Source organism: Nocardioides dubius, from assembly GCF_039528155.1.
GTDB classification, from domain to species: Bacteria; Actinomycetota; Actinomycetes; order Propionibacteriales; family Nocardioidaceae; genus Nocardioides; species Nocardioides dubius.
On sequence record NZ_BAAALG010000003.1, the window covers coordinates 148,288 to 161,550 of the forward strand.

Below are 13,263 nucleotides of genomic sequence, written 5' to 3' on the forward strand. Positions count from 1 at the left end.
TGCTGTTGGCCGGTGTGCTCAGCGGCTGTGGCGGCGAGGAGGCCGGTGACGTCGAGGCACCGCGCGGCAGCGGCGTCGATGCCGCCGCCGCGGGGGAGGTGATCGCGGAGCTGGTGCAGGCGCTCCAGGAGCCCGGACCGGCCTCCGAGCCGCGCTGGCCCGCCTACTTCGACGTCAACGCCGATGCGGTCGGCCTCGGCGAGGTCTCGATGCGCTACCTCGTCGACGACGCAGCGCAGACCGCGAGTCTCCCCGAGGGACAGTGGGCCGGGGTGGTGGACCTCTCCTGGAGCATCGACCAGGCGGACCCGGCACCCGCCCACGCCGAGGTGAGCGTGATCTTCTCGGGCAGCGGTGACGAGCTGCGCATCGCCGGTGTCGGCGGCGGAGGCCGGGTGGCGCCGCTCTGGCTCCAGGAGCCGGTCGAGGTGGCCCGTGGCACGGCGTCGATGGCGATCGTGGCGGGGGAGCGCGCAGCCGAGCGGGCCGCCCGCTACGTGCGCCTGGCCGATCAGGGCGTGCGCGCCGTCGGCGAGGTGCTGCGGCCGCGGCGTCAAGGCGTCGTGATCGAGGCCCCTGCCAGCGTCGAGCAGCTCGACACCGTGCTCGGCACCGAGCCCGGCAGCCATGGCGGCATCGCTGCGGTGACCACGCCCATCGACGGCTCCACCGCCCCGGGCGCGCCGACCCATGTCTTCCTCAACCCGGCCCAGTTCGCCGGACTGGCGCCGCGCGGCGCCCAGGTGGTGATCACCCACGAGATCACCCACGTGGTGACCGAGGCGGCGACCGCCGTCGGGGTGCCGCTCTGGCTCACCGAGGGCTTCGCCGACTACGTGGCGCTGCGCGACTCGACGGTCCCGGTCGCCGAGGCGGCCTCGCAGATCCTGGCGCAGGTGCGCAAGCGGGGTGCCCCCAGGTCGCTGCCCAGCGATGCCGAGTTCGCGGTCCGCACCGACAAGCTCGGCGCCTCCTACGAGGCAGCCTGGCTGGCCTGCACGGTGCTGGTCGACGAAGGCGGGGAGGCGGCGCTGTTGCGCTTCCACCGCGCGGTGATGGCGGGGGATTCGGTCACTCAAGCGCTCGACGACGTCTTCGGCATCGACGAGGCGCGCCTGATTGCGCTGTGGCGGGCTCGCCTGGTGGAGTTGGCAGGGTGAGCCCCAGCGTCTCGGATGCCGCGCCGCGGATCACCGCCGGCGTGGTGGCGGCGGTGGTGCTGGTCGTCAGCGGGGTGCTCTTCGTCGTCCTGGCCGCGTGGCTGGTGCCGTGGGATGCCGGGCACTCGGTGCTCGGCAGCGCGCCGGCCGACAGCGTCTTCACCACCCAGCAGATCCGCCGGGGCGAGGCGTACTCCGGCACCGCGCGGATCCTGGGTTGGAGCTCGCTCGGCGTCGGCCTGCTGGTGGCCTGCCTGTTGGGCTTCACCCGACTCGGCGCGAGCCTGGTGCGGGGCAGCACCCGTTGGTGGCCGGTCGCGGTGCTCGCGGCCGTGGCGCTCCTGGCGCTGATCACCCGGGCCGCCACCCTGCCGTTCGCCTGGGCGGCGCGCCAGCGGCGGCTCGACGAGGGGCTCACCCAGCAGTCCACCTCCGGCTGGCTGGCCGATCTGGCCCGCGAGTACCTGGTCCAGGTGCTGCTCACCACGCTCGTGCTGGTCGTGCTGATCTGGTGCGCGCGGCGTTGGCAGGTGTGGTGGCCGGCGATCGCCGCCGGGCTCGGCGCACTGCTGGTGGTGCTGGGCTCCTACCTGTACCCGGTGCTGCTGGAGCCGGTCTTCAACGACTTCGAGGCGATGCCGGATGGCGAGCTGCGCACCTCGATCATGGCGCTCGCGGATCGCGAGGGGGTGGAGGTCGACGACGTCCTGGTCGCCGACGCGTCGCGCCGGACCACCACGCTGAACGCCTACGTCTCCGGCTTCGGCGGCACCAAGCGCGTGGTCGTCTACGACAACCTGGTGACGTCGGTCCCCGACGCCCAGGTGCTGAGCGTGGTCGCGCACGAGCTGGGCCACGCCCGGGACCGCGATGTGCTGATCGGCACCGCGCTCGGTGCGGTCGGCACCGCGTTCGGCGTCAGCCTGCTGGCGCTGCTGACCTCCTCGGTCCGGCTCCGCCGGCGCAGCGGGTCGCAGGGGGCCGGCGACGTGCGGGTGATCCCGCTGGTGCTGGCGCTGGCCGCAGTGGGCGCCTTCGTGGCCAGCCCGGTCCAGGCGACGATCAGTCGTCAGATCGAGACTCGCGCCGACGAGACGGCGCTCGAGCTCACCGGGGATCCGGAGGCGTTCTTGGCGATGCAGCGGACGCTGTGCATCCGTGCGGTCTGCGACCCGACCCCGCCGCCACTGGCGCACTTCTGGTTCGGCACCCACCCGACGGTCTTGCAGCGGGTGGCGATGGCGCGGGCGTTCGCGGGGGAGTAGAGGCGGCTGCTCAGCAGCCGAGTTCGTCGCACACACTTGCGTAGAGACCAGCAACGACAGGGCCGAGGAGCGTTACCGTTCCGACCACCACAGCAGCGATGAGTGCAATCAACAGGGCATATTCAACGGCTGTGGCACCGGAATCGTCGATGACGAGATCGCTGCCTGACTGAGATTTCAAGTCACTCCCAAGGAAATGGCAGTATGCCGGGACGCTCACCCACAGTGAGCGGCCCGGCATACGAACCAGGATCAGTTGGCCTGAAGCTCGTTGATGACGTCCTGGAAGCCACCGCTGATCTCGGTTCCGAGAGTCGCTACGAGGCCGACGATCACGGCAGCGATCAAGGCGACGAGCAGCCCGTACTCGACGGCGGTCGCGCCCTTCTCGTCCTCGCGCTCAGCGGTGAAGAGGGCCAGCATCTTGGCGTAGAACTCGATCATGGTGTTTCTCCCCTTTAGTCAGCGTGCTGGTGCACGTCGCCCACATGTCCGGCTCGGGCCTGCTGGCCCGCTCACGAGTAGAACTCTGCCCCGTTGTAGCGCCCATCACATCGGGCCTTCGGTCGGGGTGGCATAGCCCGAAAGGGCTATTTGTCCGCTGGCCCTATTGAGGGGCCACGGAGCTCAACAGGCCGATCCGCATCGCGGTCACCAGCGCCTGGGCCCGGTTGGTCGCGCCGAGCTTCTGGTAGACCCGGGCGATGTGGGTCTTCACCGTCGACTCGCTCATGTAGAGCCGGCTCGCGATGGCGGCGGTGCCCAGCCCCTCGGCAAGGAGATCCAGCACCTCGCGCTCGCGCTCGGAGAGCCGTGGCCGGTCGTCGCTGGCCCGGCGCATCATCGCGCCGGCCAGGCCCGAGCAGAGGAAGGTGCGCGGCGAGACGGCGGCATGGCGTGCGGCGCTGACCACCTCACGGGAGGGGGCGTCCTTGCCGACGAAGGCGGAGGCGCCGGCCTCCATGGCGGCGAAGATGTGGTCGTCGCCGGAGTGCATGGTGAGCACCACCAGGCCCATCTTGTCGTCGCGCTGGCGGATCGTCTTGACCACGTCCAGCCCGGTTCCGTCCGGCAGCTGCAGATCGGTCACAACCACGTCCGGGCGTAGCTCCTCGATCAGCTGGAGCCCACGGGCGACGCCGCCGGCGACGCCGGCCACGGTGATGTCCTCCTCGCGTTCGAACGCCCGGCCCAGTCCGGTCCGGATCAGCTCGTGGTCGTCGATCAGCACCACACGCAACATGGTCGCCTCCTGGCTCATAGGGCGGTCTCCGAAGGTAGGGGGGCCGGCTTGGCGCCGGCATTGAGCTCGACCAGCAGCTCGGTGCCGGCCCGGCCGTCGGTGCTGCGAAGGTCGAGGTGGGCGCCGATCCGGCGGGCCCGCTCGCGCATGATCCGCAGGCCGTGCGAGTCGGTGCGCCCCGCCTGCAGCCCCCGGCCGTTGTCGATCACCCGGAGCCGGGCATAGGGCGGATGCACCGAGCAGGCCACCCTGATCCGGGAGGCGCGGGCATGCTTGACCGCATTGTTCATCCCCTCCTGGACGATCCGCAGCAACTCGGCCTCGATGTCGGCGCGGAGCCGGCTGCCGCTCTCGTCCAGGCTCACCTCGACCGGGATCCCGGCCCGGCTCTCGATGTGCTCGGCCATCGCCCGCACGCTCTCGCCCAGGCTGAATGCGCTCATCGCCTCGTTGCGCAGCCCGAAGATCGAGCGGCGCAGCTCGGCCACCACCCGGGTCAGCTCCTCACGCAGCTCGGTGACCATCTCCGCCTGCTCCTGGGGCGAGCGGGCGTCCTCGATCCCGTCGATCAGGTAGCCGAAGGCGGCCAGGTCCTGGGCGACGCCGTCGTGCAGGTCCCGGGCGAGGCGTTGGCGCTCCTCGGCGGTGGCGTCGGCCTGGATGCTGGCGAAGAGCAGCGCGGTGTCCAGCTGGACGGCCTCGGAGGCGAGCCGGGGGATCAGGTCTCTGAGGGTGGCCAGGGTGGCATTGCGGGAGCGAGCGAAGGCCGGGTGCAGGGTGGCGGCGACGACGCCGACCACCCGCCCCTCGGCGATCAGCGGGAAGGCCACGTCGCCGTCGCGGACGACCGGGCCCTGGCCATCCAGCGCCTCGTGGACCAGCTCGCTGGTCAGCGCCTCGTCGCTGACCAGCACGTCGCCCTCCAACAGCGGGACCACGCCGTAGTCGGCGCCGGTGTAGACGACCGCGCCGGAGATCGGCAGCTCCTCCCGGGTCAGGTCGATGATGTTCTGCGCGATGCTGACCGGGTTGAGGCCATCGACCAGCTCACCAGACAGATCGGTGAGCTGGGTGAGCAGGTGCCGCGCCTCGCGGTACGAGCGGGCGGTCGTCTGGTGCTCGCCCCGCAGGCTGTGCACCACGGCGCCGATCGCGCCGGTGCCGACCGCCACCATCAGCCAGGTGAAGATGGTGGAGACCAGGGCGACGTCGAGGGTGACCGAGTCATTGGGGGCGATCGCGGCGATCAGCACCACCACGACCGCGCCGAGTACCTCCAGCAGCCCACGGGCGCCGCGGACCAGCCCGGCGATGAAGAGCGGCACCGCCAGCGCCGGCAGCAGCACGGCGGAGACCGAGAGGGTGGCAGCGGCGAGCAGGGTGACGATGCTGGCCTCGACCACCAGCGCCGGCATCACCGGAAACCGGCTCATCCCCTCCAGGAAGACCACCACCAGCCAGACCGCGGCCAGGATCACCACCGCGAAGATGGGGGCCAGATCGCCGCTGACCGCCACCGGCAGCGCCAGCATGACCAGTGCGAAGACCCGCGCCCCGGCGGTGACCGAGGCGTAGCGGGTCCGCTCGTCCATGCCGGTCACCTGCCGCCGAAGGCCTCGGTCATGCCGATGATGCCGGGGCCGATCACCACGATCATCAGACAGGGCAGGATGAAGAGGATCACCGGGATCATGATCTTCACCGGCACCTGGCCGGCCTTCTCCTCGGCCCGTTGCCGCCGCTTGATCCGCATCTCACCGGACTGCACCCGGAGCACCTGGGCGATCGGGATGCCGACCGCGTCGGCCTGGACCATCGCCGAGACGAAGGTCTTGAGGTCCTTGACATTGCTCCGGTCGCCGAGGGCACGCAGCGCCTCGGTGCGGCTGCGCCCGATCTGCATCTCCTGCAGTACCCGGTTCAGCTCGCCGGCTAACGGGCCCTCGGTGTTGCGGGCCACATGCTGCAGGGCGGCGTCGAAGCCGAGCCCCGCCTCCACCGAGATGGTGAGCAGGTCGAGGGCGTCGGGTAGCTCCTTGAGCAGCGCCTCCTCCCGCTTGACGGCGGTGTTGTAGAGCCAGATGTTGGGAGCGAAGAAGCCGAGCACCGCTCCCGTGGCCAGCGCCAGGATCAGGATCGGGACGGCGGCGCCGAGCAGCAGGGCGAAGTAAACGGCCGCGGCCAGCCCCACCAGGGTGCCGAGGATCTTGCCGGAGGAGACCCGGTCCACGGTCCAGCCGGCCGGGTTCCCGGCTCGGTCCAGCTGCTGACGGATCCGCTCGGCCTGGTCGACTCCGGTGATCCGGCGTCCCATGCCCTGAAGTCGCTCCAGCAGCGGGATCAGCACCCGCTCGCTGAACGGCTTCTCCGCCTCGACGGTGCTCTCCCCGGCCGTCGGGGCACCGGTCATCGCCTCCAGCACCTCGAGCGACTTGGAGACGCCCTGGCGCTCCGGGCTCAGCCCACCAATGGCGGAGAAGACCAGGAAGAGTGCGGCGAAGATCAGGATCGCGCCGAGAAACAATTCCATCTCAGACCTCCACCTTGACGATCCTGCTGATCAGGAATGCACCGAGTGCGAGAAGGACCGCCGCTGCCGCGAGCATGCCGAGTCCCATGGCCTCTGTCCAGAGTTTGCTGATGTAATCGCGTCGGGCAATCAGCATGTAGAGCGCCATGGCGACTGGAAGCAGCCCGAGGATCCATCCCGAGAGTCGCCCCTCCGCCGAAAGCGTCTGCACCTGCCGGCGCAGGTAGGCCCGCTCCCGCATGGTGGCGGCCACCGTGTTCAGCAGCTCGCCGAGGTTGCCGCCCACCTGGCGCTGGATCCGGATCGCCATCACCACCCAGGCGAAGTCCCGGCTCTGGGTGCGCCGGGCGATGTCCTCCATCGCGTCCTCCAGCGGCACGCCGAGCCGGTTGTCCACCAAGGCCCGGCGGAACTCGCCGGCCACCGGCTCGCTGCCCTCCTCGACCACGGTCTGGATCGACTGGGCCAGCGACATGCCGGCGCCCAGGCTGCCGGCGATCAGCTGCAGCGTGTCCGGGAGCTGCTCGCCGAAGGCGGTCAGCCGGCGCTTGCGCTTGATCCCGAGCCAGATCCAGGGCAGCACCGCCCCGAGGATCAGGAAGATCACGATCAACAGCAGGCTGCCGCCGCCGATCAGCGCACCGACCAGGCCGGCCAGCAGGGCGATGCCGCCGTGCAGCAGCACCCACTCCGCGGCCCGCATCTGCGATCCGGCGGCGACCAGGCGTGCGGAGATCCGCTCCTCGACGCCCTTGTTCTTGCCGAGCACCGATGCCGCGGCCTGCTTGGCCTGGTCCAGGCTCAGCGGGGGACCGTCGTCGCGACCACCGGCCGCCACGCCACCGGTGTAGGCGGCGATCCGGTCCTCGGCGCTGGGGCCCTTGCGGGGAGCCGCAGCGGAGTACATGACGCCGCCGAGCAGGAGCAGCAGCCCCAGCCCGAGGGCGGCGATGCCGGCATACATCACCGGACGGGAGATCTGGATGCCCGCGTCCTCGGTGGGGGAGGCGGCGGGCAGGGTGGTCGCCTCGCCGTCGCGGATCACCGCGGCACGGCTGGTGGTGGCCTCGCCCGCGCTCAGCACCACGGTCGCCTCGTTGGCGGTGACCGCCTCGGGGATCTGCGCGGTGATGAGCACCTGACGGCTCAGCGCGGCCGCCTCGTCGCTGAAGGCGGCCTGCAGGGCCTCGGCATCGGACGGGATCACGGTGCCGCTGCCGGCCTCGGCGAACGACTGCAGGGAGGCGAGTGCCTCGGTGTCGTCGTGCAGGGCGACGACGTCCACCTTGACCTCGGCCTTGCGGATCGCGGCGACGACGGCGGTGTCGGGGGTCTCGCCCGAGTCGCGGCCGTCCGAGAGCACCAGCACTTGGCGCTGGCCCTCCGTGCCGGCCACGGCGACGGCCTGGATGATGCCGTCGTTGAGCAAGGTGTCCGGAGCGGTGCTCAGGTCGCCGACGACGTCACGGGCCCGGTCACGATCCAGCGTCGGCTCCAGCTGGGTCTGCACCGCGGAGTCGAAGGTGACCAGGCCGACGCGGACGTCCTCGGGAACGCTGTCCAGGAAGGCCAGGGCGGCGGCCTTGGCCGGGTCCAGGTAGCCCTTGCCCCGCATCGACTTGCTGGTGTCGAAGGCGATCACCGCGGTGCGGGCGATGGCGGACGCGTCGCCCTCGACCTTCTCCACCGCCACCTCGGCCTGCTGGCCGTCGATGGTGACGGCGATGTCGCCGTCCACCCCGTCGGGGACGGTGGCCAGCAGCCGCACAGCGGTGCCGTCGGACTGCAGGTGGTCGATCTCGATCTCGCCCGCAGCGTGTGCAGGCAGGGCCAGCGCCGCGCCGGCGAGGCCCACGGCGAGCGCCGCGGTGAGGGAGGCCAGCGCCCGACGCATCACAGGCCGTCCGCTGCGAACAGGGTCGGGTCGACCGTCACGTTCGAGTAGGCGAGCTTCTCCAGGAACTTCGGCCGCAGGCCGGTCGAGCGGAGCCGGCCACGGCTGCGCCCGTCCTCGTCGAAGCCGGCGGAGTGGTCGAAGACGAAGACGTCCTGGAGGGTGACCACGTCGCCCTCCATCCGCTCCACCTCGGTGATGTGGGTGATGTGGCGGCTGCCGTCCTTGAACCGGCTCTGGTGCACGATCAGGTCGATCGCCGAGGCCATCTGCTCACGGATCGCCTTGACCGGCAGGTCCATCCCGGCCATCAGCACCATCGTCTCGATCCGGGACAGGGTGTCGCGCGGGCCGTTGGAGTGCACGGTGCAGATCGAGCCGTCGTGACCGGTGTTCATCGCCTGCAACATGTCCAGCGCCGAGGCGTCACGGACCTCACCCACGATGATCCGGTCCGGGCGCATGCGCAGGCTGTTGATCACCAGGTCGCGGATGTCGACCGCGCCACGACCCTCCAGGTTGGCGGGGCGCGACTCCAGGCGGACCACGTGCTCCTGGTGCAGCTGCAGCTCGGCGGCGTCCTCGATGGTGACGATCCGCTCGTCGCCGGGGATGAACGACGACAGCACGTTGAGGGTGGTCGTCTTGCCGGCGCCGGTGGACCCGGAGACGACGATGTTCAGCTTGCCGCGCACGCAGGCGTCGAGGAACTCGCTGGAGCGCTGGGTCAGCGAGCCGAAGGCGACCAGGTCGGCGGCGGTCAGCGGGTCGGCGGAGAACTTGCGGATGGTCAGCGCCGAGCCGTCGATGGCCAGCGGCGGGATCACGGCGTTCACCCGGGAGCCGTCGGGCAGGCGGGCGTCCACCATCGGGCTGGACTCGTCGACGCGTCGTCCGATCCGGGACACGATCTTGTCGATGGTGCGGCGCAGGTGCGTCTCGTCGGTGAACTTGGCGTCCGCCCAGACCAGGCGCCCGCGCTTCTCCAGCCAGACGTTGTCGGCGCCGTTGACCATCACCTCGGTGACGTCGGGGTCGCGCAGGAAGGGCTCGATCGGGCCGTAGCCCAGGATGTCGTCGGTGATCTCCAGGGTGACCTGGTTGCGATCGCTGTTGCTCAGCGGGCGGTCCTGCGCACCGAGCACGTCCTTGAGAACCTGCTTGACCCGCTTCTCCAGCTCGTCCTGGTCCATGTTGACGTCGTAGAGCTGCGGACCGAGCTGACGCAGCAGCTCGCCGTGGATGCTGCCCTTGAGCTCCTCGAGCCGGTCCTGGTGCTGGCTGGCCGCGTGCGCCAGCCGGCGGGTCACCGAGGGGTCGACCGGGCCGGACGCGCTGGCCACCCGGCGTCCGGGGGCCTCGGCGTCGCCGATCGCCGCTGCGGTCGTCGCGAGGACGGCGGCCGACGCCGCGGCCTCACGGTCCTCGGGGGTGGCGGAGGCGTCGGCCTTTGCCTTGGCAAGACGGTCACCCAAGCTGCTCATCGGGGCTCCTCACAGTCGGGGCAAGAGAGTGGGGCGGTCATCGCTCAGCGCCGCGAGCGGCGCCAGCGCGATCCACGCGCGGTCGGGGTGGTGGTGGCCGGTGCGGGGGAGACCATCCCCGGGGCCGTGGGCGGGGCGACCGGCTCCTCCTCGGCGGAGAGCACGGCGGCCAGGGCCTGGTACTGCCGGCTGGCCTGGTGACCCGGGTTCGCGATCACGATCGGCTTGCCGGCGTTGGTCGCGGCCGCGATGTCGATCGAGGAGTGGATCATCGTGGTGATCGGCATGCCCAGGATGGTCTCGACCTTCTCCGGGTCCAGGCCGACGGCGTCGTCGGCGCGGTTCAGCACCAGATGCCGGTTGCCCTGCGCGATGTTGAGCAGGTCCAGGGTCTCCAGCGCGACCTTGACGTTCTTCAGCGTCGGCACGTCCAGGGTCGCCACGATCACGCACTCGTCGGTCTCGTCGAGGGCCTGCAGGGTCTGCTCGTCGAAGCTCGGGCAGGTGTCGACGACGACATACTCGAACTCGCGCTTGAGGGTGCGCATCATCCGGGCCACCAGGGTGGCGGTGACCCGGTCCCGGGCGTCCGGCAGGCTGGGCGCGGCGAGCACCATCAGCGACTGGTCGTGGCGGGTCAGCAGCGACTCGACCATCGCGAAGTCGATGGAGTCCTCGCCGCCGATGGCCTCCTCGATGGTGTGGTGCGGGAAGAGCTGCATGGTGATCGCGACGTCGCCGAAGGCGAGGTCGAGGTCGACCAGGCAGACCTTGCGGGCGCCGCCCTCGGCGAGGGCGAGGGCCAGGTTCACCGAGGTGGTGGTCTTGCCGACGCCGCCCTTGGGGGAGAAGACGGTGACCACCTTGCCGTCGCTGGTGGAGCCGGCGGAGTCCTGTCCGCCGTGCAACGCCTTCCACAGCTGCTGGGCCCGGCCGACCGCTGCGGTGACCGCACCCGCGTCGTCGCTGCGCACGACGTCGCGGGCACCGGCCTGCATCGCCTTGTAGAGCACCTCGGTGTCGACCTCGTCGCGCACCAGGATGACGCTGGTGGTCGGGCGGGTGTACCGCATGCTCTCGCTGATGTCGATGGCCGCCTCGAGGCCGAGGCTCGGTCCGACCAGTACCGCGTACTCGTTGCTGTTGCGGCCCAGCCAGGCGTGCATCGCCTCGGCGGAGTCGACTCCGTGCGCACCGGGCGGGAGCATCGCGGCGAGCTGGCCGATCAGGGCCGGGTCACGTTCGACGATGACCGGCATCACGGTGCCTTGGGGAAGAAGTTGCGCTTGCCGATCACCGGGCCGTCGTCGACCTTCGAGTCCTCGGTCAGCAGACCGAACGCCAGCTCGGTCTCGAAGCTCGCGAACTGGAGGCGGGTCGCCTGCTCCTGGGTCACCGCCAGGGTGATCAGGGTGCGCGGGACCTCTTCGGTGACCTGGTCGCCCGAGGAGTTGGTGCGGGTGCTGGTGATCGTGGAGCTGGCGCCTACGCCGAGCACCTTGACCCGCGGGATCAGGGTCCCGCTCCAGCGGGGCTCACGCTCGTCGGGGTCGGCCTCGGTGGCGAAGATGGTCACCTCGGCGCCCGGGGTCACGAAGCCGGCGACCCGTGCCGCGTCGGTCAGGTTGACCGAGATCGCCATCATCCCCTCGGGGATCGCCAGCGACTCGCTCTCGACGGCGCCGGCGCCGAACTTCGAGGTGGTCACCTGCTCGCCGGGGAAGACCCGCGCGGTGGCGCGCAGGCCCTTCAGGTCGTCGAGGTTGGCGACGGCGCCGGGCAGCACCTGGTCGCGCGGCACCTCGGCGTTCTCGAACTTGCCGGCAGAGGCGGCGTCGTCGAACTCCTCACCGGGCTGGATCTCCTTGACTGCCTTGAGCACCGAGATGGCCTCGATGTCCTCCTGGGCCCGCTCGTCGGCGCCCTGCACATACAGGAACACCAACAGCGTGCCGAGAGCGGCGATCACCGCTGCCAGGACAAGCAGAATCTTCCGACGGTCCATGCCCACCACTTTCCAAGGGTCGCTGACACACGTCCCGACTCCCTCCCGCCAGAAGCCGTGGCCGATGCGGGCACCAAGATGCCTCAAATGGGGCAGGAGTGAAGCGTTGTTCTGTGCATATGACCCGAAAGGACTAGACCGGGTCGGCTACGCCCCGCGTGGACAGGCGTGGAGACGCGTGAACAGGCGGGGCGGTGCCGGGCGTGGCGGGGCCGCTCAGCGGGCGTAGAGCGCCTCGACGTCGTCGCGGAATTCCCGCATCACGACGTTCCGCTTGAGCTTGAGGCTCGGGGTGAGCTGGCCGCCCTCCTCGGTCCAGTCGATCGCCAAGATCGTGAACTTGCGGATCGACTCGGCCTTGGAGACGGCCTTGTTGGCCTCCTCGACGGCACCCTGGACGGCGGCGCGCAGGTCGTCGTCGTCGACCAGGTCGCGGATGCTGCCGCTCTTGCCGTTCTGCTCCGACCAGAACGGGAAGTACTCCGGATCGATGGTGACCAGCGCGGCGATGAACGCCTGGCCGTCGCCGACCACCATGCACTGGCTGATCAGCGGGTGGCTGCGCAGGCGGTCCTCGAGCAGCGCCGGGGCGACGTTCTTGCCGCCCGCCGTCACCAGGATCTCCTTCTTGCGACCGGTGATCTTGATGAAGCCCTCGTCGTCGACCTCGCCGACGTCGCCGCTGTGGAACCAGCCGTCGGCCAGGGCCTCGCGGGTGGCGTCCTCGTTGTTCCAGTATCCGGCGAAGACCTGGCCACCCTTGAAGAGCAGCTCGCCGTCGTCGGCGACCCGGACCGTGGTGCCCTGGAATGGGCGGCCCACGGTGCCGACCTTCACCGCATCGGGAAGGTTCACCGCGAGTGCTGCGGTGGTCTCGGTGAGGCCGTAGCCCTCCAGCACGGTCAGGCCGATGCCGCGGTAGAAGTGGCCGAGCCGCTCGCCCAGCGGTGCGCCGCCGGAGATCGCGAACTCGCAGCGGCCACCGAGGGTGGTGCGCAGCTTGGTGTAGACGAGCTTGTCGAACAGCGCGTGCTGCAGCCGGACCGGGAGCGAGATCCTGCCGCTCTCGATGCCGCGGCTGTACGCGATCGCCACCTCGGCGGCGCGCTGGAAGATCTTGCCCTTGCCGTCGGCCTCGGCACGCTGCGAGGCGGTGTTGTAGACCTTCTCGAAGACGCGGGGCACGGCCAGGATGAAGCCGGGCTTGAAGGCGCCCAGGTCCTCGACCAGGTTCTTGATGTCGGCGGAGTGGCCGAGCCGGGCGCGGGCCTTGAAGGCGCCGATCTGGACGATCCGCGCGAAGACGTGCGCCAACGGCAGGAAGAGGAGGGTGGAGGCGCCGTCCTGCTTGAACAGCCGCTCCAGCTCCTCGACGGCGACGCCGAGCTCGAACATGAAGTTGCCGTGGGTGAGCATGCAGCCCTTGGGGCGGCCGGTGGTGCCCGAGGTGTAGATCAGGGTCGCCAGGTCCAGCGGGGTGGCGGTGGTGCGCCGCACCTCGAGGTCATCGTCGCTGACCTCGGTGCCGCGGCCACGCAGCGTCTCCAGCGCGCTCTCCTCGATCACCAGGATCTCGTTGAGCTCGGGCAGCTCGTCGCGCAGCGCCTTGACCTTGGCCAGGTGCTCGGCGGTCTCGACGAGCGCCAGCTTGGCGCCGGAGTCCTCGAGGATCCACTTGATCT

Annotated in this window: 12 protein-coding genes; 2 read left to right on the top strand and 10 right to left on the bottom strand. The window is 70.5% G+C overall.

The window, feature by feature from the left end; genetic code table 11:
• Together ABD151_RS04915 and ABD151_RS04920 are read left to right on the top strand one after the other, a co-directional pair.
• Window positions 1–1,160 (top strand): peptidase MA family metallohydrolase (locus ABD151_RS04915; RefSeq protein ID WP_343991905.1); only part of this gene is annotated, 1,160 nt, incomplete at its 5' end.
• Window positions 1,157–2,425, top strand: coding sequence for a M48 family metallopeptidase (locus tag ABD151_RS04920; RefSeq protein WP_343991907.1), 1,269 nt, complete (start codon window positions 1,157–1,159; stop codon window positions 2,423–2,425). The genes ABD151_RS04915 and ABD151_RS04920, both read left to right, overlap by 4 nt.
• 10 nt (window positions 2,426–2,435) lie before the next feature.
• Here the strand turns inward: ABD151_RS04920 and ABD151_RS21985 are convergent, their stop codons facing one another.
• The 10 genes from ABD151_RS21985 to ABD151_RS04965 form a co-directional block, all read right to left on the bottom strand.
• The gene (locus tag ABD151_RS21985; RefSeq protein ID WP_486348045.1) at window positions 2,436–2,666 is read right to left on the bottom strand and encodes a Flp family type IVb pilin; all 231 of its coding nucleotides are present in this window, start codon (window positions 2,664–2,666) and stop codon (window positions 2,436–2,438) included.
• An 11-nt stretch (window positions 2,667–2,677) separates the two neighbouring features.
• Window positions 2,678–2,869 carry a Flp family type IVb pilin gene (locus tag ABD151_RS04925; protein WP_343991909.1) on the bottom strand — a complete coding sequence of 64 codons (192 nt, stop codon included), beginning with the start codon at window positions 2,867–2,869 and terminating at the stop codon, window positions 2,678–2,680.
• A gap of 163 nt (window positions 2,870–3,032) precedes the next feature.
• Complete coding sequence (locus ABD151_RS04930; RefSeq protein ID WP_343991911.1) at window positions 3,033–3,668, bottom strand: response regulator; 636 nt, start codon at window positions 3,666–3,668, stop codon at window positions 3,033–3,035.
• A 14-nt stretch (window positions 3,669–3,682) separates the two neighbouring features.
• Complete coding sequence (locus tag ABD151_RS04935) at window positions 3,683–5,260, bottom strand: sensor histidine kinase (protein ID WP_343991913.1); 1,578 nt, start codon at window positions 5,258–5,260, stop codon at window positions 3,683–3,685.
• Between the two features lie 5 nt (window positions 5,261–5,265).
• Window positions 5,266–6,198 (bottom strand): type II secretion system F family protein, encoded by a 933-nt coding sequence (locus ABD151_RS04940; RefSeq protein ID WP_343991915.1) that lies wholly within the window; start codon window positions 6,196–6,198, stop codon window positions 5,266–5,268.
• Between the two features lies 1 nt (window position 6,199).
• Window positions 6,200–8,092 (bottom strand): type II secretion system F family protein, encoded by a 1,893-nt coding sequence (locus tag ABD151_RS04945; protein ID WP_343991917.1) that lies wholly within the window; start codon window positions 8,090–8,092, stop codon window positions 6,200–6,202.
• Complete coding sequence (locus ABD151_RS04950) at window positions 8,092–9,576, bottom strand: TadA family conjugal transfer-associated ATPase (protein WP_343991919.1); 1,485 nt, start codon at window positions 9,574–9,576, stop codon at window positions 8,092–8,094. Before ABD151_RS04950 ends, ABD151_RS04945 begins: the two co-directional genes overlap by 1 nt.
• 44 nt (window positions 9,577–9,620) lie before the next feature.
• Window positions 9,621–10,835 (bottom strand): CpaE/TadZ family protein, encoded by a 1,215-nt coding sequence (locus ABD151_RS04955; protein WP_343991921.1) that lies wholly within the window; start codon window positions 10,833–10,835, stop codon window positions 9,621–9,623.
• Entirely contained in the window at window positions 10,835–11,581 is a 747-nt protein-coding gene (gene cpaB, locus ABD151_RS04960) for a Flp pilus assembly protein CpaB (RefSeq protein ID WP_343991923.1), read from the bottom strand. The genes ABD151_RS04955 and cpaB overlap by 1 nt, the downstream gene beginning before the upstream one ends.
• Window positions 11,582–11,797: 216 nt before the next feature.
• Window positions 11,798–13,263, bottom strand: a 1,466-nt coding sequence (locus tag ABD151_RS04965; RefSeq protein ID WP_343991925.1) for an AMP-dependent synthetase/ligase, incomplete at its 5' end; no start/stop codon positions are given.